The organism is Lutibacter sp., from assembly GCF_041562875.1.
GTDB lineage: Bacteria > Bacteroidota > Bacteroidia > Flavobacteriales > Flavobacteriaceae > Lutibacter.
The window spans coordinates 35,427-58,666 of the sequence record NZ_JBFFOE010000005.1; the positions used below are offsets into that span (position 1 = coordinate 35,427).

Consider the following 23,240-nt stretch of genomic DNA (forward strand, 5'->3'; position numbering starts at 1 on the left):
ATAAAGAATTTTTAATATTGGTTTTTTATATTATTTCAGCAGACAGTCCTTTGGATAATAACATGGTACATCGAGGTTTTAAATCGTTATACTCCCCTGTTTTAACAGTACATTTACCTTTATAATGCACTAAAATTGCACATTGCTCAGCTTGCTCTAATGTATGGTCACAAATATCTATCAATGAATCAATTACATGGTCAAAAGTATTTACATCATCATTAAATAACACAATCTCATTTAGATTGGTTTCTTCTTCCAATACATCAACGTCTTCTTGTATTTTTCTTTTTGTACTCATGCAGCAAAAATAGTAATTATTTTAGATACTTCAAAGATACCCAGTTATTTCGCTCAATTATTTTATCTAAAGTCAAACCATATTTTGAAACTTCTTTATCAATTATTGGAATATCTTCTTGATAAAATCCGCTAAATAAAATGACACCTTCATCATTTAAACAATTTATATAAGACGCCATATCATTCAATAAAATATTTCTGTTAATGTTTGCAATAATAACATCATACTTTTTATTCATCAAAAGTGAAGCATCACCTTCAAAAACTGAAATATGCTTACAATTATTTCGCTCTACATTCTCTATAGAATTCTCATAACACCAAGCATCAATATCAATAGCATCAATTGGCTGAGCTCCTTTCATTTCAGCAAAAATGGCTAAAATTCCAGTTCCACAACCCATATCCAATGTTTTTTTATTTGTCAAATCTAATTGTAATAAATGCTGAACCATCATATGTGTAGTTTCATGATGACCTGTACCAAAACTCATTTTTGGCTCAATAACAATATCATATTTTAAATTTGGATTTTCATGAAAAGGAGCTCTTATACTCACTATATCATCAACCTGAATTTGATTGAAATTTTTCTCCCACTCACTATTCCAATTAATTTGTTCAATAACTTCTTCTTCAAAAGTAATTTTAAACTCCTCAGAATTTAAAATTTGAATATCATTTAAAATTTCAGCATTCCAATCCTTTTCTTGAATGTAAGCATTTACTCCATCTTCATTTTCTACAAAACTTTCAAAACCTTCTTCCCCCAATTGAGCTATTAAGATTTCAGTTCCTGGTTCTTTTGGTGATACTTTAAAAATGTATCCAATATAATTTATCATACATGTAATTTATTACAAAATGCAAAAATACGGTTTCCTTTCATAATGAAAGAAAACCGTATCTATATTTTAAATTATTTTTTAAAATCTACTTAAAATGATTTTGCCAATGTAATAAAGTTCTCAGCATTTAAAGCCGCACCACCAATTAATCCACCATCAACATCTTCTTTTGAGAAAATTTCTTTAGCATTACCTGGGTTTACACTTCCTCCATATAAAATAGAAACGTTCTCAGCTATATCATCATTAAATTCATCAGCAACAATTTTTCTAATAAAAGCGTGCATTTCCTGAGCTTGTTCTGGAGATGCAGTTTCTCCTGTTCCAATTGCCCAAACTGGTTCATATGCCAAAATAATAGAATCCCAAGCTGATGCTTCTAAATGAAATAAGCCATTTCTAATTTGGCTTTCAACAACATCAAAATGTTTATTGGCTTTTCTTTCTTCTAAAACTTCTCCAAAACAAAAAATGATTTCCATATTATTTGCCAAAGCTGCATCAACTTTTTTCGCTAACATAGCATCGGTTTCACCAAAATATTCACGTCTTTCAGAATGCCCTAAAATAACAATTTTAACACCTACAGATTTTAACATTTCTGCAGAAACTTCACCTGTAAAAGCTCCACTTTTTTCAAAATGCATATTTTGAGCCGCTACTTCAACTTTGGTTCCTTTAGCTTTATTGGCAACTTTTGCTAAACTTACAAATGTAGGAGCAACAATAACTCTTGTGTTTTTAAGTTTTTCTTTTTTAAGACCTTTGACAATCTTTTTAACCAATGATTTAGAGGCCTCCAAATCGTTATTCATTTTCCAGTTTCCTGCTACTATTTGTTTTCTCATGGTATTATATTTTACTTTTATCGTTCAAATTAATATTACAAATTTACAATTTAATGCTTACAAATAATCCTAATAATAGTATGATTGCGCAATCGTTTTCGATTTATAAAAAAACGAATTCAAAAAATATTGATTGCATTATTTAGTAAACAAATATAACTTAAAGTATTAAAATTACTACTTTTGCTTCATCCTTTACTTAAGCCTATGAACATACAAGAGCTAATTACCCAGATTCAAGAAAAAAAATCATTTTTATGCATTGGGTTAGATGTAGATTTAACCAAAATTCCAACACATTTATTAGCTGAACAAGATCCTATTTTCGAGTTTAATAAGCAAATAATTGACGCAACGCACCATTTAGCTGTTGCCTATAAACCGAATACTGCTTTTTATGAAGCATATGGTATTAAAGGCTGGCAAGCTTTAGAAAAAACTATTAATTATTTAAACGTTAATTATCCTGAAATTTTCACAATTGCTGATGCAAAACGTGGAGATATCGGAAATACTTCAACAATGTATGCAAAAGCATTTTTTGAAGATTTAAATTTTGATTCCGTTACGGTTGCACCCTATATGGGAAGCGATTCCGTTGAACCATTTTTGGCTTTTAAAAATAAAATAACCATTCTTTTAGCTTTAACTTCTAATAAAGGCGGATTGGATTTCCAAGGATTAAAAACTGAAAAACAAGAAATTTATAAAGAAGTTTTAAAAACTGCTTTGACTTGGAAGAATTCAGAAAACTTAATGTTTGTAATTGGTGCAACAAAAGCTGAATATTTTTCAGAAGTTAGAAAAATAGTTCCAAATCATTTTTTATTGGTTCCTGGTGTTGGTGCTCAAGGAGGAAATTTACAAGAAGTGTGTAAATACGGATTGAATAAAGATTGCGGCTTATTAATAAATTCTTCAAGAGGTATTATTTATGCTGGAAATGATGAAAATTTTGCAAAAGAAGCACAAAAAGAAGCATTGAAGTTACAACAAGAAATGGAACAAATATTAAATGAAAATAATTAAAGATCAATTAGGAAGAGAAATTACGCTGAAAAATACGCCAAAAAGGATTGTTTCATTAGTACCATCACAAACTGAATTATTGTGTGATTTTGCTTTAGAAAACGAATTAGTTGGAATCACTAAATTTTGTATTCATCCTTATCATTTAAAATCTACAAAAACCATTGTTGGAGGCACAAAAAAAGTAGATTTTGAAAAAATTAAAGCATTAGAACCCGATTTTATTTTATGCAATAAGGAAGAAAATACATACGATATGCTTCCTGAACTTGAAAAAATAGCACCTACTTATTTTTCAGATGTTAACAATTTAAATGATTCCATAGATCTTATTTTACACTTAGGCTCCATCTTTAATAGAAGAACCGAAAGTGATAATTTAGCACACAAAATAGAGTTCAAACTAGCTGATTTTAAACAATTTATTAAAAACAAACCAACCAGAAAGGTTGCTTATTTTATTTGGGCAAAACCTTGGATGGTTGTTGGAAATGACACCTATATTAATGAAATGCTCAAATTAAATAAGTTTGAAAACATTTATGACACTATGAGTCGTTATCCAAAAGTTGAAATTAACAAAATCAGACATGAAGGAGATCCTGATGTTGTAATACTATCATCAGAACCTTTTCCTTTTAAAGATGAACACGCAATGGAAATAGCTTCTTTCACAAACCGTTCTATTACAGTTTTTGGCGATGGCGAAATGTTTAGTTGGCCAGGATCTAGAATGCTTTTAGCATTTGATTATTTTAAAGAATTACACAAAAAATTAGAAAGTCATTTTTAATTTAAAACTTCATTCTGCTCAGTTAAAGTCCGCCGTAGCCATAACATTAGAACAACAGCCAACAAACCTAAACCTGTCATTAAATACCAATTAGCCTCAAAACCAAACCTATCAATAACTTCCATTCCTGTTTTTGCACTAAAAATATGCGCTGTTGAAAAAGCCATAGAATATAAAGCTAAATAGCGTCCTTCTTTACCAGAAGGAGCTCTACTCATAGCAAAATTGTTTGTAAACGGAAAAGCCAACATTTCACCAAAAGTTATAAATAACATACTTATTATTAAAATCCCTATCCAACTAGAAGTATTTAATATTAAAAAACTTAATGCAAATAAAAGCAAGCTCCAAGTTATAATCTTTAGTTTGTTAAATAATTTTTTTTCTATATAATGAATTATAGGCATTTCAAACAGAAAAATTATAAATCCGTTTAATGCCATTAGCAATCCAATTTCTACTTCGGTTAATTTATGAACCGCTTTATAATACAGCGGCATTGTTGTAAATAATTGCAAAAATACAAAGCCCATTAAAAAAACCACTCCTAAAAAGATCCAATATGCTTTATCTTTATAAATGGATTTTACAATGCTTTCTATTGAGTCTTCTATCTTTTTAGTATGAAATTTCTTTTCCTTCAATACAATTTTCATTAATATAATAGCTGTAATACAAGTAATTCCGTCAACCCAAAAAAGACCTGAATAACTTATACTTGTAATAATTATTCCACCTAAAAAAGGGCCAAACGAAAAACCTAAGTTTATTGCCAAACGAATTAACGTTAAAGATCTTGTTTGGTTTTCAGGCTTACTGTAGGCTTTTAAAGAAACAAACATTGCTGGTCTAAAAGTATCTGCAACCGTCATAGTTAAAAATATACCAATTGCAAAGCCATAAAATGTAGATACATACTGCAAACCTATAAATAGAAACCCTGTAATTAACAAACTCCAAAACATTACTTGATAAAAACCAATTTTATCAGTCAGCTTTCCTCCTAGCCATGAACCTAACAATGACCCTACACCAAAACTTGTCATAATCCAACCTACTTGACTTAATGTTAAATTTAAATCTTCGGTTAAATACAATGACAAGAAAGGCAATACCATGGTACCAGCTCTATTTATAAATGTAATTAAAGCCAACCACCAAACTTCTTTTGATAGACCTCTAAATGAATCTTGGTAACTATTTACCACCTTTTTCACCATACTATAAAATTAAAAAACCCGGCTTTTAGCCGGGTTAAATATGAATTTAAACTATTTATTATTAAATAATTATAACATATATACATCCCGGTAGTTTTTTAAAAACCACTTTATTACGGTATTATATCGTTTACAATTATTCATAGAATTATCTACTTTATTTGTCAAATCTACAAAATTTATTCAATTAACAATGTTTTTTTATCAAACGAATAATATTTAGTATTTTTAACCTTCAAAATATACCCTAATGAAAAATTTGTTTTTTGCTTTTCTAATAGTTACAATTTCAATTTCTTGTACAACTAATAAAACTTCTTACGAAGATGAAATTAAATTAGTTCAATATGAATTAAACTTACAATATGCTGATGCTGAAGAATCACCTTTAACTGCTGAAGATTTAAAAACTTTTAAAGCTTTAGAGTTTTTTAAAATTGATAAAAATTATAAAGTTGAAGCTACTTTTGAATTAACTCCAAATACGCCTGTTTTTGAAATGCCTACTACTACAGAAAGACTTCCTTTATATAGAAAATATGGAATTGCACGTTTTTCTCTTCATGGAAAAGAAATTGAATTAAGCCTTTATCAAAGTCAAGATTTAATGATGAATGCAGAATATGAAGATTATCTTTTTTTACCATTTAACGATAAAACAAATGGCACAACAAGTTATGGAGGCGGTAGATTTATAGATTTAAAACTTCCTTCAAAAGATAGCAAAACAATAGTTATAGATTTTAACAAAGCTTACAACCCATATTGTGCTTATAATGGTAGATTTTCTTGTCCTATTCCACCTTCAGAAAATACAATTCCTATTGAAATTTTAGCAGGTGTAAAAGCTTACGGTAAGCATCATTAAAAAAAGTCCATTCAGAAATTTTCTGAATGGACTTAAACTCAAACTTAATTAATCAATACTTATTTTAAGTTTTCTATAATGATATTAGAAATACTAAATATGCATCTTCAGTATCTGGATTGAATATTGCCGATGCAGAAACACCTAAACTAAATGAATCTGTCATTTTAATATCTTTTGATGCGGAAACACCAAAATTAGTAACTGCAAAATCACCATCAAGTGAATAAATTTCATTACCTGCCCCAACAAAAGCGCTTAATTCTGTTTCTCCTACTTTAAAAGGATATCTTATTTCTGTATAAATAGAATTTTGATCATCATTGTAAATGTTAACACCAATCATAGCTGTTAAAGGAAATTTTTCAACCCCATCAAAAGTTAAAGTTGTTTCACCAATATGGTTTTTCATTTGAAAATAACCGTCTGATACACCATCTACTGGAAATGCATAATCCGTAAATCCTAATGAAACTGGACCGAAAGAATAACTTGCATACAAATCGAATTCTTGCCCAACCACTTGTCCGCCAGTTTCATAAGAAGCCCAAGCTCCTAATGTGAAATTTCCTGAGGTAAGCTCAACATAAGGTTGAACAGCAGGCGAATCAGAAAATTCTAAACCTCTCCATACATACCTACTTGCGAAATCTACTCCAATATCTAATGAAGCTTTCGTTTCTTCTTGTGCATTTATTGTACTTACTAATAAAATTGTTATCAATACCAATATTGCTTTTTTAATTGTTTTCATACTCTTTGCTTTAATATTTTTATTTTATTTTTTAGGCATTATGTACCCTATTAAGTGATGTTTCACTTAATTATATTCTTAATAATAAATTTAAATTATTGCTTATTAATGCTCGTTTAAAGCAAAATCTGGATAAGCATCCATTCCGTGTTCATGAATGTCTAAGCCTTCTTGTTCTTCCTCTACAGAAACTCTAATACCCACTGTAACTTTTAAAGTTTTAATAATTACATAAGAAGTAGTTAAACAGAAAGCTCCTATTGAAACAACCCCAATTGCTTGGTAACCTAATTGTGTCCAACCTGCCAATTCGCCAAAAATTCCAACAGCTAAAGTTCCCCAAATACCACAAATTAAATGTACAGCAATTGCACCAACTGGGTCATCTAACTTTAATTTATCCACTAACGCTACACCCGTAACAATTAATGCACCTGCAATAAATCCAATTAAAATAGAATCTGTTACGCTCATTATATCAGCACCGGCAGTAATCCCAACTAAACCACCAAGAATTCCATTTAAAAACATAGACAAATCATATTGTTTGTATTTAAATAAAGACACTAAAAAAGCAGACAATCCTCCAGAAGCAGCAGCTAAACAAGTGGTAACTAAAACCAATGATGTTTTTGCCGGATCAGCAGAAAGTACAGATCCGCCATTAAAACCAAACCAACCTAACCACAAAATAAATACACCCGCTGTGGCAAATGGCATATTATGACCAGGTATTACACCTATTGAACCATCTTTTTTGAATTTTCCAATTCTTGCTCCCAATAACCAAACTGCAATCAATGCTGCCCATCCACCAACTGAATGCACTAAAGTTGATCCTGCAAAATCATAAAAACCAAGTTCATCTAACCAACCTGTTCCCCATTTCCATGAACCTGTAATTGGATAAACTATACCAACATAAATAATTGTAAAAATCATAAATGACCCTAGTTTTATTCTTTCAGCAACAGCTCCAGAAACTATCGTTGCTGCCGTAGCGGCAAACATTCCTTGAAATAAAAAGTCTGTCCAGTAGGTATAACCTCCATTAGCGTATGCAGCTGTCAATCCATTTTCAGGAACTGTAAGTCCAAATAAATCAATAAAATAATCAGGTATAATTCCTGCAATAAACGTCCCCGGATACATTAGATTAAATCCTACCAATGCATATAATACCATTCCAATTGAAATAATAAATACGTTTTTAAATAAAATATTTATTGTATTTTTTTGTCTTGTTAATCCTATTTCTAACAATGAGAATCCTAAATGCATTAAAAAAACTAATGCCGTACAAATCATCATCCATACATTGTTTACTGTAAATAATGTGCTTTCCATAATATAATAATTAGTAGTTGTATCTTTTTATTTTAATGAATCAATCCCTTTTTCTCCTGTTCTAATTCTATAAGATTCTGTGATATCAGAAACAAATATTTTTCCATCTCCTACAATTCCTGTGTAGGCTGTTTTTATGATAGCATCAACAGTTATATCTAAAAATGGATCAGAAACTATGATTGACAAAAATCTGCGCTGAATGTCTGAAGTACTATAGCTAACACCCCTATAAACATGTCCTTGTTTTTCATTTCCAACTCCAGTTACATCCCAGTAACTAAAAAAATTGACTTCAATTTGATGTAAAGCTTCTTTTACTTCATCAAATTTTGATTTTCGAATAATCGCTTCGATTTTCTTCATAATAAAATGATTTTTTAATTGATTTCGGGTCAAAAATATAATTATATTTTATTACCCCCAAATTTTTTATGGGTAGTGTGGTTATTTTTATTATTTTATTTACTTATACCCTATTTTTTTATGGGTAATTTAAATATTATTATTATTTATTAAGAATTATACCCTAATTTTTTATGGGCATATAATTTGAAAATAAGAATATATGATTATACACCCCAAATTTTAGAGGGTACATTCATAAATAAAATTATTATTAATTGAAAAGGATGTAAATATTAACTTATTGAATTGTAGAAATTACTAATTAAAGAAGTTTTGAAATATATAAGCCTAAGAAAACGGCAGAGAAACCTAAAATTAAAGACAATAAAGTATAAGGTAAAAAACTAAAATAATCACCATTTTTAATCAATAAATGGTTTTCATAAGCAAACGCTGAAAAAGTAGTAAAACCACCACAAAAACCAGTGGCTAATAATAAGGACTGACTTTGAGACATGTTTCCTGTCTTACCCAAATAACCTAAAATTATACCAATTAATAAACTTCCAAGCACATTAGATAACATAGTTCCGTAAGGAATGGCATTTTCAATATTATTAAACCATTTTCCAAGAAAATACCTTGCAACACTCCCAAAACCACCACCAACAAATACTAATAAAGCATGTTTCATTTTTAAAGTTTATAATTTTTAAAGTTTAATAGCCTCAGCATCTACCCAACTCCACTTACCAGTTACAGTTCCGTTTTGAAGTGTCAATATTCCTGGATTTGCTCTGATAATTGTTTTTAACGTAGTTCCATCACAAAACAACAAATCAAAATTAAGTTTAAAATCTTCTTTTATACTTTCAAATTCTTCATTCAACGAAGATGTTAGTATATAAACGGCATATCCCTTCTTTAAAGCTTCATCAGTAGTGATTTTAATTTTTGAAAACCCTTGAATATCGCTTTTACTTAAATCATAAGCTACAACTAACAATACATGATCAGTTGTAAGTATTTGATTTGTTAAATCCTCTCCCTCAACAGATTCTAAAAAAAAATCGTGTATTGCAGGTTCTTTCTCACCAATATATTTCATCCCTTCAGCTATATTTTTACCAATTGCATAAGGTCTAAAATCAATAATAGGCAAATGGATTAAAACATAATAAGTAATGTATAGAAAAGCAAAAAGTGATAAAAAGGTTACCCATTTTACACTATTTAAACTAAATAATGGTTTTATTAATTTCTGTTTTAAAACCAATAAAAGAATAAAAAGTACGAGTACAATATTTTTATAAAACGTTCCCCAGCTTGATAGTTTAACCGCATCTCCAAAACACCCACAATCGGTTACTTTGTTGTAATATGCTGAATACCACGTTAAAAAAAGAAAAACTATAATAATTATTAATAAACTCCATGACGTTATTTTTGGTAAATAACCAACTAAAAGCATCACTCCAAGCATAATTTCAGCTAAAATTAGAAGAATTGAGAATGGCAATGCATAGGGAATTAAAAATTCTAAATTTAACACATCAGCACCAAAATATTCTTCAAATTTATATGCAGAACCTAAAGGGTCTATTAATTTCACAAATCCCGAAAAAAGAAATGTTATTGCTACAAAAAATCTTGAAATATGTACTAATAGTTTCATCTTATTCAGTTTCGTTAATATGAATTAGAGCAAAAACCGCATAATTAATCATATCCTGATAATTTGCATCAATCCCTTCAGAGACAATTGTTTTTCCTTTGTTATCTTCTATTTGTTTTACACGTAATAATTTTTGCAAAATTAAATCGGTTAAAGAACTCACTCGCATATCCCGCCAAGCTTCACCATAATCATGATTTTTATCTTCCATTAACCGTTTGGTAATCGCTACATGTTTATCATACAATTCAACAGCTTCATCAGTACTTATATCTGGTTGTTCTACAACCCCTTTTTCAAGCTGAATTAAAGCCATCACAGAATAATTGATAATCCCAATAAATTCTGAAACTTCACCTTCATCTACTTTTCTAGTATCATTTTGTTGTAACTGACGAATACGTTGCGCCTTGATAAAAATTTGATCTGTTAATGAGGGCAATCTTAATATTCGCCAAGCACATCCGTAATCTTTTAACTTGTTAATATATAATGAGCGACATTTTTCAATAATGTCGTTATATTGTTTTGAAGTTTGTTGCATGTAACTTTAATTATTTCCGTAAATTTCCAACAAATTTAAGGAATTAAAAAATCAAATTTATAAAATGAAGAAGATTGCTGTTTTTTGTGGCTCAAGCCTAGGTTTTAATGAAATATATAAAAATGACGCTATAAAATTGGGAAACCATTTTATTGAAAATAACATAGGAATGGTTTATGGTGGTGGAAAAATTGGAATGATGGGCGTTTTAGCAGATACAATGCTTGAAAAAAAAGGAGAAGTAATAGGTGTAATTCCGGGATTGTTGAGACATGAAGAAGTTGCACATACAGAAATTACTAAAATGATTGTTACCAAAACAATGAGTAAACGTAAAGTAAAAATAAGTAAATTAGTTGATGGTTACATTGCATTACCTGGAGGTTTTGGGACTTTAGATGAAATTTTTGAAGCCTTAACTTTAGGTCAACTTGGAATTGAACGTAAACCTGTTGGAATTTTAAATACCAACGGTTTTTTCAATCATTTAATTAAACAATTAGATGTGATGGTTACTGAAGGTTATTTAAAACAATCTAACAAAGAAATGCTGATAGTTAGTGATTCGGTTGATGAGCTATGCACATTAATGCTAAATTACAAAGCTCCAATAATGACCAAGGTAATTAATAAAGTAGTGAGCTAATTAATCACTAATATCATATCTTACTGATAAAAAACAACATATGAAAAGTATAAATTGCAATGGAAAACTAATAGATTTATCATCGCCAAAAGTAATGGGGATTTTAAATATTACTCCTGATTCTTTTTTTGATGGAGGAAAATATAACAATCCAACTGCAATAGTAAATCATGTAGAAAAAATGCTAAGTGAAGGAGCTACTTTTATAGATGTTGGCGCTTATTCATCACGTCCAGGAGCAAAGCATATAAGTGAAGAAGAAGAATTAGAACGCATTTCACCTATTATAAAACTTTTGATTACTGAATTTCCAAATCTTTTAATTTCTGTTGACACTTTTAGAAGTGAAATTGCCAAACATTGCATACAAAATGGCGCTTGTATGGTGAACGATATTTCAGCAGGAAATTTAGATGCAAAAATGTTCTCTACAATTTCCAAACTGCAAGTACCTTATATAATAATGCATATGCAAGGAACACCACAAAATATGCAAGCCAAACCAATTTATGAAGACGTTGTAAAAGAAGTACTTTATTACTTTTCTAAAAAGATTAATGAATTACGAGATTTGGGGGTAAACGATATTATAACCGATGTAGGTTTTGGTTTCGGAAAAACCATAGCTCAAAATTATCAACTTTTAAAGAATCTCGATTTATTTAAAAACCTTGAAGTTCCAATACTTGCTGGTTTATCCAGAAAGTCGATGTTATTTAAACCTTTAGGAATCTCACAAAACGAAGCGATAAATGCAACCACATCAGCAAATACAATTGCATTGCTTAATGGGGCTAACATATTACGTGTCCATGATGTGAAAGAGGCTGTTGAAGCAATAAAAATTGTTAATTTATTAAATTAAGCATTCATGAAAAAAATATTTATACTACTATTCTTTCCCTTAATTCTTTTAAGTTGTTCTAAAAAGGAAGTTAAAATTCCTTTGCTGGCAGAAAAAGGAATTCAGGAAATACACAATCATTCTGAAGTTTGGATATTTTTTGAAGTTAAAGATAATGACACTATTGCCAATGTAAATAGAAAAAATACGATAAGTACAACGCACTGGATTTTTAATATTGATAAAAAATTACCTTTAAAAACTTTCATTTCTTCAATTATCACTTTACAAGATAAGCACGCAAACGGAATTCACTCAAAAGAAGGAATGCATAATTATTTTAGCTATTCTGATACCATCTCAAAAAAATTGTCATTTCTAGAATTTGACGGAATTGTTTATAAAACAGATAGTATTTTATCAAAATATTATATAAAGGAAAATAGCACCCATTATTTTAAAAACAACCATATTAATTTAACATTTAATTCAAATAACGTTTGGCTTAACGACACTAAACTTGAAAAATCAGAATTTAAAACTACACTTTTAGAATTTATAGATTTTTCTTCCGAAGGAAAAAAAACAATGCTTCATTTAAATTTCAATGATAAATTAACCTATCAAGATTATTTATTTTATAAAACAATGATTCATAATTTTGACGACAAAAATATCTTAACCAATAAAATAGAATTTATTTTCGACCAAAATAAAGTTCCTGATTGCGGTTGCGAATAACCAACGTTTTTACAATCTTTTTCTTATTTTTACAAAAACAAATTGAATGCTCGACTTTTTAGACTTCTCCTTTCTTGATATATTAGATATTGTATTGGTAGCGGTATTACTTTACTATGTTTATAAATTATTAAAAGGAACGGTTGCAATTAATATTTTTATTGGAATTGCTTTAGTTGTACTTATTTGGAAAATAACCCAAGCATTACAAATGGAAATGTTAAGTGGTTTATTAGGTACTTTAATTAGCTTAGGAGCCATTGCAATTCTCATTGTTTTTCAGCCAGAAGTAAGGAAATTTTTATTAATGTTAGGTTCTACAAATTTTACTAATAAACGCAGCTTCTTAAAGCAACTTAGCTTTTTAAAAACCGAAATTTATACCAATATGGATGTGGAATCTATAGTTTTTGCTTGTGAAGAAATGGCAGTCACAAAAACAGGTGTTCTTATCGTTTTAGAACGAAATAATAACCTCGATTTTATATTGTCTACTGGTGACAAAATGAACATAGAAATTAACAAACCTATTTTAACTAGTATTTTTTATAAAAATAGCCCTCTACATGATGGCGCTATAATTGTTAAAGACAATTTTATTATTGCCACTAGAGTTATATTACCATTATCTAATAAAAGTCTACCATCTCGTTTCGGATTACGTCATAGAGCAGCAATTGGAATTACTGAAAAAACAGATGCTCTTTGTTTAATTGTATCAGAAGAAACCGGGAAAATATCCTATATAAAAGATGGTGAATTTGTTTTGTTTAAAAACAATAACGAATTAATTGAAATGATTCGCTACGATTTAAATTAGTTGTTTAAAACTGGTTGAAAATCGAAAAAATGCAAAATCTACAATTGCGAAGCTTAAATTTTAAATTAAACATAGTTCAAAAAACGCATTTTCTAAAACTAAACTACTTCATTAACAAATTGCATATTGTACAACGTTTTGTAGTAACCATTTTTAGCTATTAATTCAAGATGTGACCCTTGCTCAACAATTTCACCTTTATCCATAACAATAATTCTATCAGCTTTTTTAACGGTAGTTAATCTGTGTGCTATAATTATAGAAGTTTGATGTCGCGTTATTTTATCTGTAGCTTTTTGAATTAATTTTTCTGAGTAGGAATCTATAGATGAAGTTGCTTCATCTAAAATTAAGACACTTGGTTTACTCACATAGGCGCGTAAAAAAGCAATTAATTGTCGTTGACCTGAAGATAACATTGCTCCACGTTCTTTAACATTATAATGATAATTATCTGGCAAGCTCATAATAAATTTATGAATTCCAATTTCTTTAGCTGCTTTTTTTACTTCTTCCAAAGTAATAGAATCGTTGCTTAAAATAATATTATTAAAAATTGAATCTGAAAATAAAAATACATCTTGTAAAACTACTGCTATTTGCTTTCTTAAAGAGAGTAAAGTGTACTGATCAATGTTATGATTATCTATACATATTTCCCCTTTATCAATTTCATAAAACCTATTTACCAAATTAATAATAGTAGATTTCCCAGCTCCAGTTGCTCCAACAATTGCAACAGTTTCACCTGCATTTACATTAAATGAAATTCCTTTTAAAACTTCTTCTCCTTCAATATAACTAAAACGCACATTTTTAAAAGCAATATCTCCCTTAAAAGAAGTGGCTATTATATCACCCTTTTCTGTAATTTGACTATCCGTGTCTAATACTTCAAATACCCGATCACCCGCAACCATTCCCATTTGTAAGGTGTTAAATTTATCTGCTATTTGCCATAATGGTCTAAATAACATTTGAGCCATCATAATAAAAGCAATAATTTCACCAACATTTGTTTCTCCTGAATTTACAATATCTAAACCTCCATACCATACTAATAAACCAACAGTAATAGACGATAAAATTTCAGCAATTGGAAAAAATATTGAATAATACCACACCGCTTTTACATGTGCTTTTTTATGATCTTCATTTATTTTTACAAAATTATTATATTCAATTTTTTCACGATTAAAAAGCTGAACAATATTCATTCCTGTAACACGCTCTTGTACAAACCCGTTCAAGTTGGCAACTTGTAATCTAACCTCTTGAAAAGCAGATTTTATAGCTATTTGAAATAATTTAGTAGCGTAAATTAATATTGGAAGCACAACAAATGCAATTAAGGATAATTTCCAATTCATCCAAACCATTACAACTGCAACTACCACCATTTTTAATATATCGCTAATAATCATGAACAATCCTTGTCCAAAAAAATCAGCTATTGTTTCTGTATCTGAAACCAATCTAGTAACTAATTTTCCTACAGAAGACTTATCAAAGTAGGCCATTTTAAATTGCAACATATGCTGTTGTAATTTCACTCTAATATCTTTAATAATATGCTGACCAAGCCAATTCACTTTATAAATAAAAATGATCTGCATTGCAACTTCGGCTAATAAAAATACACACATCAGTAACGCGTAATTTAAAAGTCCAACTTGGTCCTTATTTTTATAGTAGGTATTTACAATTTCTTGCAACAAAATAGGTTTAGCTACTGAAACCAGAGACAATAAAATGGCAGACATTGTTCCTACAAAAAATTGCACCTTATATTTTGAAGCGAAACTCATTAAACGCTTAAATATTTTTGCGTCAAAGGCTTTTCCTGAATCTTTTTTACTCATGTATAAATATTGTTTTTGGGTAGGTAACTTGGGTTAAAAATAACCCTTGAGCTGGTGCAGAAGTTCCTGCATTACACCTATCTTCACTTTCTATTATTTGTTTAAAACCTTCTAAGGTTAATTTATCTTTACCAACGTCAATTAATGTACCAACAATTGCTCTTACCATATTTCTTAAAAACCGATCTGCTGTAATGTGAAATATTAGTATTTCATTAGTTTTAATCCATTCTGCTCTTTTAACATCGCAATTATAAGTTTTAACATTAGAATTGGTACGAGAAAAACACTTAAAGTTAGTATAATTTTTCAATATTTCAGAAGCCTCATTCATTTTAACAATATTTAATTTTGCATTGTTAAGCTGCCAAGTAGTATCTATTAAAAAAGGGTTTCTCCCCATAAAAATACGATATTCATAACTTCTGCTCTTTGCATCAAAACGTGCATGTGCAGTTTCTGTTGTTTTCATTATATTTTCAACAACAATATCATTTGGCAATAATGAATTTAATTTATAAATAGCATCTTCAATTTTAATTTCATTTTCTAAATCTACATGTGCAAATAACTGTTCTGCATGCACACCTGTATCCGTTCTTCCTGCGCCAACTACATTAATTGCTGTTCTAAAAATAGTTGTAAGTGCTTTATTTAATAATTCTTGTATACTAATAGCGTTTGGTTGCACCTGCCAACCATGATAGTTTGTTCCTTTATATGATAATTCAATAAAATATCTCAATTGAAATGCTATTTTTGTGCAATTGCAAATATACACACATTTTACGATTTAAGAATTTTACCAACTAATGAAAAAAATTTTATTGCTTTCTGACACGCATAGTTATATTGACAACCAAATATTGAAGTTTGTAAAACAAGCTGATGAAGTTTGGCACGTAGGTGATATAGGCTCATTTGAAGTGATTGATACACTAAAAAAATTGAAGCCTTTAAGAGCTGTTTATGGTAATATTGACGATGCTTTAATTAGAACTGAGTATCCTTTAGATTATAAGTTCACTATTGAAAAAACAACCGTTTGGATGACTCATATTGGAGGTTACCCTAATAGATACGACCCAAGAATTAAAGAAGAAATATCAAAAAATCCACCTCAATTATTTATTAGTGGCCATTCACATATTTTAAAAGTAATTTTTGATAAAAAACTAAATTTATTACATATGAACCCAGGAGCAGCCGGCAAACATGGATTTCATACTGTAAGAACAATGCTTCGTTTTGAAATTAATGAAGATAAAATTACAAACTTAGAAGTTATTGAACTAGAACAGCGAAAATAAAAAACCATTTCAATAAAAATTGAAATGGTTTTTCTGCACTTAATATACTAAGATAAAAGGTTATCGCAATCTATCCACAGATTTTACAAGCTCCTCATCCTTTTTTATAGCCCTATTTGCAATCACAACAAATACAACGGTTAAAATTGGAATAAGTAACCCAATACCCTTCTCAGAAACGTTAATTTCTCCAGATAAGTTTTGTGAAAAATATATGACGATACCTAATATAATAAAATTGGTCAAAATTGATAATCGGCCTAACACAAATTGTAATTGCCTTTTTTTAAATTGAAAAATAGCAATTAATGTTAAAACCGAAGATACAAAAAATAATACAGCCATTACTTTTAATAATATGTTTCCTGAATTAAAGGAATCCATCACAAAAAATTCTATTCCTTGCTCATTCACCCATAGATTTAATATGAAAATTAAACCTCCTGAAAGCAATGTTGCAATTAACAAATAAACAGATTGTATTCTTTGAATCATAGTTTATACTAACTTAAGGCAAAAATACGTTTTCTTTTTAAAGAATAAAAGATTAGTTATATAAAATAATTTTATATATTTGCAATAACCTTATGCTTAATCATATAAGGAAACTACAACTGAGACAACTAATCACCACAACGTTTAATTTACAATAGAATTCTTTACAGAATAAAAAAATAGTCTTTATACATAAACAATAATTACAAAATAACATAATGTTTGAAATTTCCCAATTAAAGGAGAAAACACTTGTAGACTTACAAGAGATAGCAAAAACTATTGGAGCAAAAAAATTCAGTCAATTAAATAAACTAGATTTAGTTTATTTAATATTAGACATTCAAGCTACAACTCCTTCAACAATTACAAAAATTTCATCTAATGATGAAAAAACTAAACGCAGAAGAATTGTAAAAAAAGTAAATCCTGCTAAAGACACAAAAATAATTCCAACTGAAAACATTCAGAAAGAATTTGCTTTAGAAACGAAAGTTGATGTTGATATTCAACCTGAACAAAAGAGAGCTTTAAAACCTAATAAAAGAGCTGAAATTAAAAAGCCAATTGCAATTAACGAAACAGTTGTAAAGGAAGAAGTTGAAAGCACTAATAGTGCTAACACAACAAATGATGCTATAGCTGAACCTGAAAAAGTTCAAACAAATAAGCCAAAACCAGTTCATCCACCTAAACAGGTGAACAAGCCTAATCCTCCAAAACAGCAAAATCAAGTTAATCAACCAAAACCAGTTCATCCACCTAAACAGGTGAATAAACCTAATCCACCTAAACCAAGACCTCAACCAAGAGACAACAAAGGTCAACATATTAATAACGCTAACCGTTATAGAGATCCCGATTACGAATTTGATGGTATTATTGAAAGTGAAGGTGTATTAGAAATGATGCCTGATGGATATGGATTTTTACGCTCATCAGATTATAACTATTTATCATCTCCTGATGATATTTATTTATCACAATCTCAAGTAAAATTATTTGGTTTAAAAACTGGAGATACTGTAAAAGGTGTTGTAAGACCTCCAAAAGAAGGCGAAAAATATTTTCCATTAATACGTGTATCAAAAATAAATGGATTAAATCCTAATATTGTAAGAGACCGTGTTTCATTTGAACATTTAACTCCATTATTCCCAGAAGAAAAATTTAATTTAGCAGGAAAAGGGAGTACACTTTCTACAAGAATTATGGATTTGTTTTCACCAATTGGAAAAGGGCAAAGAGGAATGATTGTTTCTCAGCCAAAAACTGGTAAAACAATGTTACTAAAGGATATTGCAAATTCAATTGCATCTAACCATCCTGAAGTTTATCAAATTATTTTATTAATTGATGAAAGACCTGAAGAGGTAACAGATATGCAACGTAGTGTAAAAGGTGAGGTTGTTGCTTCAACTTTTGACGAACCTGCAGAAAAACACGTAAGAGTTGCTAATATTGTTTTAGAAAAAGCAAAAAGATTGGTTGAATGTGGCCATGATGTTGTTATTTTATTAGATTCAATTACTCGTTTAGCCAGAGCTTATAATACTGTTGCGCCAGCCTCAGGTAAAATTTTATCGGGTGGTATTGATGCAAATGCATTACACAAACCTAAACGTTTCTTTGGAGCTGCACGTAATATTGAAAATGGTGGTTCATTAACAATTATTGCAACTGCTTTAACTGAAACTGGTTCAAAAATGGATGAAGTAATTTTTGAAGAATTTAAGGGAACAGGTAATATGGAACTTCAATTAGAAAGAAATATTTCTAACCGTAGAATATATCCAGCCATTGATCTTGTTAAATCTAGCACGCGTAGAGATGACTTACTATTAGACCCTAAAACTGTTAAACGTATGTGGGTACTTAGAAAATATTTAGCAGATATGAATCCTGTTGAAGCAATGGAATTTATTAAAGATAAAATCCAATACACAACATCAAATGATGAGTTTTTAATTTCTATGAACGGATAGATTAGTTCTTAGTTTAAATTATAATAATAAAAAGCGAGCTATTTAGCTCGCTTTTTATTTGCTTATTTGTCTCTTCTAAAATAAGTTAACAAATGAGTGAAGCCCTACATATTGCAGTTCTTAAAATACTATCTAAAATTAATTTATAATTTTATGAGAGAAATATTAAAATTGAAGAAAAAAAAACCTGCTCAATTAAATTGAGCAGGTTTTTTTTCAATTACAATATGTTATTTATTAATAGAATTTACTTCTGTTATCTATTACATCTGAAGCATCTTGCAATACCTGATATAATTGATAGCTTCTACCTTTTAATTTGGTTGCTATTTTATTACGGAAAGTTTCGTAGTTTTCTAATTCTACTGAAGCTTCTCGCTTAGTTACCATCACAACAAATACACCTTTTTCTCCTTCTATTTTATCAGAAATTTTATCTAATTCTAAAGTAGAGATTGCTCCAACAATTACTGGTTCATTTCCAACTCCTGAAAGTAATGGACTTGCTAAAGTAACAGAAGATGTTGTACGAACAGTACTATTAGTATTGTTTGCAATTTCTTCTAAAGTACCTCCATTCATTTTAGCCTTAATCAGTGCTGCTTTTTTCTTATTTATTAATTCAGGGCGAACACTTAATAAAATATCTGAACTTAAAACAATCCCATCTTTTTCAGTTTTACCATTTAGTAAAACTACAGCATAACCTCTTTTTCCATTTACATCTATGTCAAAACGTTTAGAATCGTTTAATTCTCTTTCTTGATTAAAAGCCCATTGTACTATTTGACGTTGATTGCTTAAACCTGGTATGCTTTCTGCTAATGCTTTTAAATTAACTGCTGATTGAATAGTATAATTTGATTCTTTAGCTAAATCTTCTAGATTTTTTTGTCCTGCTAAATTTGATGCCAATGTTTCAGCTTGTTCAAAAATTATATTTTCAGTTTCTTCTGAAGCTTCAATTAAACGTGCAAAAGTTACTAATTTAACTGCTTTTTCAGGTGCTGTTTGTTCATCTATTCTAATAATATGAAAACCAAATGCTGTTTCAACAATATTTACACTTCCTGCATTATTTTTATAGATGAAATCCGCAAAATCCTTATCAAAACCAGGTGAGAAAGCTTGATCCTTTCTTATCCATCCAATATCTCCACCTTTTCCTTTTGTTCCATCAGAATTCACTGCGTCTGCAATTTCAGTAAATTTGGTTTTATCATTTTTTACTAAAGCGTAAATACTATCAATTATTTTTTTAGCTTCTTCTTTAGTTTTGGTAGATGTAGATCTTGTTGTACCTATGTAAGGAACAATAATATGACTAGATTTTACAGAATCTGGCAATTGTAATGTTTCTACAATTTTAGAAATTTTGTAATAACCGTTATCTTTATAAGCACCTACTACATCACCTACTGAAGCTTCAAAAATAGCATCTGAAACGGTCGCAGGTAATTGATTTTTAAATTTATAGCCATTATCAATAGCTAAATCAGATTTATGTTCAGTAAAAAATTCATCATAATCAGTTGCATTTTTTAACCCAATAATTTTAAGTGAAAACTTTGATTCTTCAACATCATTAATAAGATTCTCTATTTCCTTTTTTGCTTCAGCATCATCAGTTGCTGATGGTAAAATATCAAATTTTACATATTGCAAAGAACGAGTTGCTTCAGGTTTAAATCTTTTTGGATTTTCTTCAACAAATTTCTGAATTTCTTCTTTTGAAACAAGGGCAATACTGTCAGGAATTGAGCTATAAGGCACAAAAACATATTTTGCATCCATTTTAGTATTATCAAACATATAATCTCTTTTTCCCTCTTCTAAAGAAGCACCTAAGCCAATTGAAACTAATGATGAATATGCTTGACGCTCTATGTTTTGCTTAATACTTTTTTCAGTAGCCAACCAATTAGTCCAAGCTTGTTTATTGCCTGTTTCAGCATCATCTTTCATATTGGCGATATATTCTTTCAGCTTTTCTTCATCAAAAAGATTAATTTCATTTTTGAATAATGGTGAGTTTTGAATTTCTGGCAATGCAACCATTGCATCCCAAATATCTTTTTCTCCAACTACAATACCCGCTTTTTCTAATTGATTTTGAAAAACTTTTTCACTAACCATACTGTTCCATACAGCATTTACAGCTTGCATTTGAGTTGCTCTTCCTCCACTTTGTGTTTTATAAGCTTCTACTTGTTTTGCAAATTCATCTCGGTCAATATCCTCTCCGTTAATTTGCCCTACTGAATTTACTTTACTTGAACTAAAAAATTGTTGAATTGAGCTTGGATCAAGAACAAATGCAAATAGTGCTAAACCTACAATTAGGATTAGGAACATTGAACGATCTCTAATTTTTGATAATATTGCCATTTTTATTTTTCTTTTATTACAGTGTGCGAAAATACAATTTAGTATTTAATTATGAAAGTTAAAACATCACAATTAATAGGAAAAGAAAGCAATTTTTAGTAAGAACAGAAATTAATCTACTTTATCTAAAACTTTTACATAAACTTCCATAATTTTTGATGTATCTACTTTCAACATTTTAAAATGTAAATTGTTAATTTCAATAATTTCATCTTGCTTTGGGATATCTTCATTATGATACACAATAAAACCGCCTAAAGTTTCATATGCTTCATTATCTTCTATATTTAAATCATACGCTTCATTTAAATAATCAACTTCTAAACGTGCAGAAAATTCAAATTCTCTCTCATTAATCTTATTTTCTAACAGTTCAACAGTATCATGTTCATCTACTATTTCACCAAATAATTCTTCTACAATATCTTCAACCGTTATAATACCTGATGTTCCTCCAAATTCATCTAAAACAACAGAAATGCTTTTCTTTTTTTTAATTAAAACATTCAATACATTGTTAATCATCATACTTTCTGGAACAAATTCAACTGATAATAATATAGATTGAATTGTGGTTGGATTTTTAAACAATTCAAAAGCATGTGCATAACCTAAAACATCATCTAAAGAATCCTTATAAACTAAGATCTTAGAATAACCCGTTTTAATAAACAATGCTTTCAAATTTGTAATACTTTCATTAATATCAACTGCTACAATTTCAGTACGTGGAATCATAATTTCACGTGCTTTTACATTGTCAAATTCTAATGCATTTTGAAAAATTTGGATCTCAGAATCCACTTCCTCACTATTTTTTGAGTTTTCAAGTTGCTTAATAATATAATTACCCAGTTCTTCTTTGCTAAATTCGGTCTGATTAACAACTTTTGAAGAGTTAAAAAATAGTTTTAAAAAGAAATCGGTAATTAATGTAATAAAATCAGCTATAAAGTGAAAAATAATGTAAAAGAAGTATGCTAGTGGTGCAAAAATTAAAAGTGCTTCATTGGCGTAAATTCTAAATATAGCTTTTGGTAAAAATTCAGCAGTTACTAAAATTATTAAAGTTGAAATTAATGTTTGTATAATTAAAACGTAAAATTCATTCAACTTACCAATTGGTAATAAACTTGTTATGAAAGCTCCCATAAAGAAACTATAAACCACCAATGCAATATTATTACCAACTAACATTGTTGTAATAAATTTAGAGGGTTTAGAAGTTAATCTTGTTAAGATTTTTGGAATAATTCCATCTTTCTTTTTTTCGAGCTCTATTTGAAATTTATTTGCTGAAACATAAGCTATTTCCATTCCTGAAAAAAAAGCAGAGAGTAATATTGAAGTTAATATAAATGCAATTTGTATTTCCATTTATTTTTTATTTCTGTTTTCTAATCGTTTTCTAAATTGTTTTTTAAAGAAATACATAAAGACTGCTAATACTGAAAACAGTAAAAAAAGATAAGCACGTTCCTTATTTTCATTCCAATTTATGACCGTTTCTACAATAAATACAATTGCAATTATTAAATAACCATATTCAAATATTCTCCAAATTTTTTGCAT

Annotated in this window: 25 protein-coding genes; 9 read left to right on the forward strand and 16 right to left on the reverse strand. The window is 29.1% G+C overall.

Features of this window, described 5'->3' with window-relative positions; genetic code table 11:
• Window positions 1-25: 25 nt before the first annotated feature.
• The 3 genes from ABY863_RS01555 to tpiA all read right to left on the reverse strand — a co-directional run bounded on the left by ABY863_RS01555 (window position 26) and on the right by tpiA (window position 1,999).
• Complete coding sequence (locus tag ABY863_RS01555) at window positions 26-301, reverse strand: ATP-dependent Clp protease adaptor ClpS (RefSeq protein WP_372792498.1); 276 nt, start codon at window positions 299-301, stop codon at window positions 26-28.
• A gap of 16 nt (window positions 302-317) precedes the next feature.
• On the reverse strand, window positions 318-1,148 hold the full coding sequence (prmA, locus tag ABY863_RS01560) for a 50S ribosomal protein L11 methyltransferase (RefSeq protein ID WP_372792499.1): 831 nt from the start codon (window positions 1,146-1,148) through the stop codon (window positions 318-320).
• Between the two features lie 92 nt (window positions 1,149-1,240).
• Window positions 1,241-1,999 carry a triose-phosphate isomerase gene (tpiA, locus tag ABY863_RS01565; RefSeq protein WP_372792500.1) on the reverse strand — a complete coding sequence of 253 codons (759 nt, stop codon included), beginning with the start codon at window positions 1,997-1,999 and terminating at the stop codon, window positions 1,241-1,243.
• Window positions 2,000-2,206: 207 nt separating this feature from the next.
• Between tpiA and pyrF the strand changes: the two genes are divergently transcribed.
• Together pyrF and ABY863_RS01575 are read left to right on the forward strand one after the other, a co-directional pair.
• On the forward strand, window positions 2,207-3,028 hold the full coding sequence (pyrF, locus tag ABY863_RS01570) for an orotidine-5'-phosphate decarboxylase (protein WP_372792501.1): 822 nt from the start codon (window positions 2,207-2,209) through the stop codon (window positions 3,026-3,028).
• Entirely contained in the window at window positions 3,015-3,821 is an 807-nt protein-coding gene (locus tag ABY863_RS01575) for an ABC transporter substrate-binding protein (RefSeq protein ID WP_372792502.1), read from the forward strand. Before pyrF ends, ABY863_RS01575 begins: the two co-directional genes overlap by 14 nt.
• Here ABY863_RS01575 and ABY863_RS01580 read toward each other — a convergent pair.
• Complete coding sequence (locus tag ABY863_RS01580; protein WP_372792503.1) at window positions 3,818-5,041, reverse strand: MDR family MFS transporter; 1,224 nt, start codon at window positions 5,039-5,041, stop codon at window positions 3,818-3,820. The genes ABY863_RS01575 and ABY863_RS01580 overlap by 4 nt on opposite strands.
• A 250-nt stretch (window positions 5,042-5,291) precedes the next feature.
• Here ABY863_RS01580 and ABY863_RS01585 point away from each other — a divergent pair, with 250 nt between their 5' ends.
• Entirely contained in the window at window positions 5,292-5,909 is a 618-nt protein-coding gene (locus tag ABY863_RS01585; protein ID WP_372792504.1) for a DUF1684 domain-containing protein, read from the forward strand.
• A gap of 73 nt (window positions 5,910-5,982) precedes the next feature.
• Here ABY863_RS01585 and ABY863_RS01590 read toward each other — a convergent pair whose 3' ends face one another.
• The 6 genes from ABY863_RS01590 to ABY863_RS01615 form a co-directional block, all read right to left on the reverse strand.
• The gene (locus ABY863_RS01590; protein WP_372792505.1) at window positions 5,983-6,663 is read right to left on the reverse strand and encodes a hypothetical protein; all 681 of its coding nucleotides are present in this window, start codon (window positions 6,661-6,663) and stop codon (window positions 5,983-5,985) included.
• Between the two features lie 105 nt (window positions 6,664-6,768).
• Window positions 6,769-8,010 (reverse strand): ammonium transporter, encoded by a 1,242-nt coding sequence (locus ABY863_RS01595; protein WP_372792506.1) that lies wholly within the window; start codon window positions 8,008-8,010, stop codon window positions 6,769-6,771.
• 27 nt (window positions 8,011-8,037) lie between these two features.
• Window positions 8,038-8,376 (reverse strand): P-II family nitrogen regulator, encoded by a 339-nt coding sequence (locus ABY863_RS01600; RefSeq protein WP_372792507.1) that lies wholly within the window; start codon window positions 8,374-8,376, stop codon window positions 8,038-8,040.
• Window positions 8,377-8,680: 304 nt separating this feature from the next.
• Window positions 8,681-9,052, reverse strand: coding sequence for a fluoride efflux transporter CrcB (gene crcB / locus ABY863_RS01605; protein WP_372792508.1), 372 nt, complete (start codon window positions 9,050-9,052; stop codon window positions 8,681-8,683).
• Between the two features lie 18 nt (window positions 9,053-9,070).
• Window positions 9,071-10,033, reverse strand: coding sequence for a BT_3928 family protein (locus tag ABY863_RS01610; RefSeq protein ID WP_372792509.1), 963 nt, complete (start codon window positions 10,031-10,033; stop codon window positions 9,071-9,073).
• Between the two features lies 1 nt (window position 10,034).
• Entirely contained in the window at window positions 10,035-10,577 is a 543-nt protein-coding gene (locus tag ABY863_RS01615) for a DUF1599 domain-containing protein (protein ID WP_372792510.1), read from the reverse strand.
• A gap of 64 nt (window positions 10,578-10,641) precedes the next feature.
• On the opposite strand from ABY863_RS01615, the gene ABY863_RS01620 reads away from it, so the two are divergent.
• From ABY863_RS01620 to cdaA, 4 genes are read left to right on the forward strand one after another with little or no spacing between them, the layout of a single operon-like run.
• Window positions 10,642-11,223 carry a TIGR00730 family Rossman fold protein gene (locus ABY863_RS01620; protein ID WP_372792511.1) on the forward strand — a complete coding sequence of 194 codons (582 nt, stop codon included), beginning with the start codon at window positions 10,642-10,644 and terminating at the stop codon, window positions 11,221-11,223.
• A 40-nt stretch (window positions 11,224-11,263) separates the two neighbouring features.
• Window positions 11,264-12,088, forward strand: a complete 825-nt coding sequence (folP, locus tag ABY863_RS01625) for a dihydropteroate synthase (RefSeq protein WP_372792512.1) — start codon at window positions 11,264-11,266, stop codon at window positions 12,086-12,088.
• Between the two features lie 6 nt (window positions 12,089-12,094).
• Window positions 12,095-12,808, forward strand: a complete 714-nt coding sequence (locus ABY863_RS01630; protein ID WP_372792513.1) for a hypothetical protein — start codon at window positions 12,095-12,097, stop codon at window positions 12,806-12,808.
• A 46-nt stretch (window positions 12,809-12,854) separates the two neighbouring features.
• Complete coding sequence (cdaA, locus tag ABY863_RS01635) at window positions 12,855-13,628, forward strand: diadenylate cyclase CdaA (RefSeq protein WP_372792514.1); 774 nt, start codon at window positions 12,855-12,857, stop codon at window positions 13,626-13,628.
• Between the two features lie 98 nt (window positions 13,629-13,726).
• Here the strand turns inward: cdaA and ABY863_RS01640 are convergent, their stop codons facing one another.
• A complete protein-coding gene (locus tag ABY863_RS01640) occupies window positions 13,727-15,490 on the reverse strand; it encodes an ABC transporter ATP-binding protein (RefSeq protein WP_372792515.1) in 1,764 nt (587 codons plus the stop codon).
• Window positions 15,483-16,235, reverse strand: coding sequence for a tRNA pseudouridine(38-40) synthase TruA (truA, locus tag ABY863_RS01645; protein ID WP_372792516.1), 753 nt, complete (start codon window positions 16,233-16,235; stop codon window positions 15,483-15,485). Before truA ends, ABY863_RS01640 begins: the two co-directional genes overlap by 8 nt.
• Window positions 16,236-16,302: 67 nt before the next feature.
• Here truA and ABY863_RS01650 point away from each other — a divergent pair, with 67 nt between their 5' ends.
• Entirely contained in the window at window positions 16,303-16,800 is a 498-nt protein-coding gene (locus ABY863_RS01650; protein ID WP_372792517.1) for a metallophosphoesterase, read from the forward strand.
• A 60-nt stretch (window positions 16,801-16,860) separates the two neighbouring features.
• Here ABY863_RS01650 and ABY863_RS01655 read toward each other — a convergent pair whose 3' ends face one another.
• Window positions 16,861-17,295 (reverse strand): DUF4293 domain-containing protein, encoded by a 435-nt coding sequence (locus ABY863_RS01655; RefSeq protein WP_372792518.1) that lies wholly within the window; start codon window positions 17,293-17,295, stop codon window positions 16,861-16,863.
• Window positions 17,296-17,513: 218 nt separating this feature from the next.
• On the opposite strand from ABY863_RS01655, the gene rho reads away from it, so the two are divergent.
• On the forward strand, window positions 17,514-19,280 hold the full coding sequence (rho, locus tag ABY863_RS01660; RefSeq protein WP_372792519.1) for a transcription termination factor Rho: 1,767 nt from the start codon (window positions 17,514-17,516) through the stop codon (window positions 19,278-19,280).
• Between the two features lie 237 nt (window positions 19,281-19,517).
• On the opposite strand, the gene ABY863_RS01665 is transcribed toward rho, so the two are convergent.
• The 3 genes from ABY863_RS01665 to ABY863_RS01675 form a co-directional block, all read right to left on the reverse strand.
• Window positions 19,518-21,668, reverse strand: coding sequence for a peptidylprolyl isomerase (locus ABY863_RS01665; protein ID WP_372792520.1), 2,151 nt, complete (start codon window positions 21,666-21,668; stop codon window positions 19,518-19,520).
• 111 nt (window positions 21,669-21,779) lie between these two features.
• The gene (locus tag ABY863_RS01670; RefSeq protein WP_372792521.1) at window positions 21,780-23,045 is read right to left on the reverse strand and encodes a hemolysin family protein; all 1,266 of its coding nucleotides are present in this window, start codon (window positions 23,043-23,045) and stop codon (window positions 21,780-21,782) included.
• The gene (locus ABY863_RS01675) at window positions 23,046-23,240 is read right to left on the reverse strand and encodes a hypothetical protein (RefSeq protein WP_372792522.1); all 195 of its coding nucleotides are present in this window, start codon (window positions 23,238-23,240) and stop codon (window positions 23,046-23,048) included.

What these genes read in the sequence shown, in the direction of transcription:
- ABY863_RS01555 (WP_372792498.1), bottom strand. Translation starts at nt 301, where the DNA reads ATGAGTACAAAAAGAAAAATACAAGAAGACGTTGATGTATTGGAAGAA.
- prmA (WP_372792499.1), bottom strand. Translation starts at nt 1,148, where the DNA reads ATGATAAATTATATTGGATACATTTTTAAAGTATCACCAAAAGAACCA.
- tpiA (WP_372792500.1), bottom strand. Translation starts at nt 1,999, where the DNA reads ATGAGAAAACAAATAGTAGCAGGAAACTGGAAAATGAATAACGATTTG.
- pyrF (WP_372792501.1), top strand. Translation starts at nt 2,207, where the DNA reads ATGAACATACAAGAGCTAATTACCCAGATTCAAGAAAAAAAATCATTT.
- ABY863_RS01575 (WP_372792502.1), top strand. Translation starts at nt 3,015, where the DNA reads ATGAAAATAATTAAAGATCAATTAGGAAGAGAAATTACGCTGAAAAAT.
- ABY863_RS01580 (WP_372792503.1), bottom strand. Translation starts at nt 5,041, where the DNA reads ATGGTGAAAAAGGTGGTAAATAGTTACCAAGATTCATTTAGAGGTCTA.
- ABY863_RS01585 (WP_372792504.1), top strand. Translation starts at nt 5,292, where the DNA reads ATGAAAAATTTGTTTTTTGCTTTTCTAATAGTTACAATTTCAATTTCT.
- ABY863_RS01590 (WP_372792505.1), bottom strand. Translation starts at nt 6,663, where the DNA reads ATGAAAACAATTAAAAAAGCAATATTGGTATTGATAACAATTTTATTA.
- ABY863_RS01595 (WP_372792506.1), bottom strand. Translation starts at nt 8,010, where the DNA reads ATGGAAAGCACATTATTTACAGTAAACAATGTATGGATGATGATTTGT.
- ABY863_RS01600 (WP_372792507.1), bottom strand. Translation starts at nt 8,376, where the DNA reads ATGAAGAAAATCGAAGCGATTATTCGAAAATCAAAATTTGATGAAGTA.
- crcB (WP_372792508.1), bottom strand. Translation starts at nt 9,052, where the DNA reads ATGAAACATGCTTTATTAGTATTTGTTGGTGGTGGTTTTGGGAGTGTT.
- ABY863_RS01610 (WP_372792509.1), bottom strand. Translation starts at nt 10,033, where the DNA reads ATGAAACTATTAGTACATATTTCAAGATTTTTTGTAGCAATAACATTT.
- ABY863_RS01615 (WP_372792510.1), bottom strand. Translation starts at nt 10,577, where the DNA reads ATGCAACAAACTTCAAAACAATATAACGACATTATTGAAAAATGTCGC.
- ABY863_RS01620 (WP_372792511.1), top strand. Translation starts at nt 10,642, where the DNA reads ATGAAGAAGATTGCTGTTTTTTGTGGCTCAAGCCTAGGTTTTAATGAA.
- folP (WP_372792512.1), top strand. Translation starts at nt 11,264, where the DNA reads ATGAAAAGTATAAATTGCAATGGAAAACTAATAGATTTATCATCGCCA.
- ABY863_RS01630 (WP_372792513.1), top strand. Translation starts at nt 12,095, where the DNA reads ATGAAAAAAATATTTATACTACTATTCTTTCCCTTAATTCTTTTAAGT.
- cdaA (WP_372792514.1), top strand. Translation starts at nt 12,855, where the DNA reads ATGCTCGACTTTTTAGACTTCTCCTTTCTTGATATATTAGATATTGTA.
- ABY863_RS01640 (WP_372792515.1), bottom strand. Translation starts at nt 15,490, where the DNA reads ATGAGTAAAAAAGATTCAGGAAAAGCCTTTGACGCAAAAATATTTAAG.
- ABY863_RS01650 (WP_372792517.1), top strand. Translation starts at nt 16,303, where the DNA reads ATGAAAAAAATTTTATTGCTTTCTGACACGCATAGTTATATTGACAAC.
- ABY863_RS01655 (WP_372792518.1), bottom strand. Translation starts at nt 17,295, where the DNA reads ATGATTCAAAGAATACAATCTGTTTATTTGTTAATTGCAACATTGCTT.
- rho (WP_372792519.1), top strand. Translation starts at nt 17,514, where the DNA reads ATGTTTGAAATTTCCCAATTAAAGGAGAAAACACTTGTAGACTTACAA.
- ABY863_RS01665 (WP_372792520.1), bottom strand. Translation starts at nt 21,668, where the DNA reads ATGGCAATATTATCAAAAATTAGAGATCGTTCAATGTTCCTAATCCTA.
- ABY863_RS01670 (WP_372792521.1), bottom strand. Translation starts at nt 23,045, where the DNA reads ATGGAAATACAAATTGCATTTATATTAACTTCAATATTACTCTCTGCT.
- ABY863_RS01675 (WP_372792522.1), bottom strand. Translation starts at nt 23,240, where the DNA reads ATGCAAAAAATTTGGAGAATATTTGAATATGGTTATTTAATAATTGCA.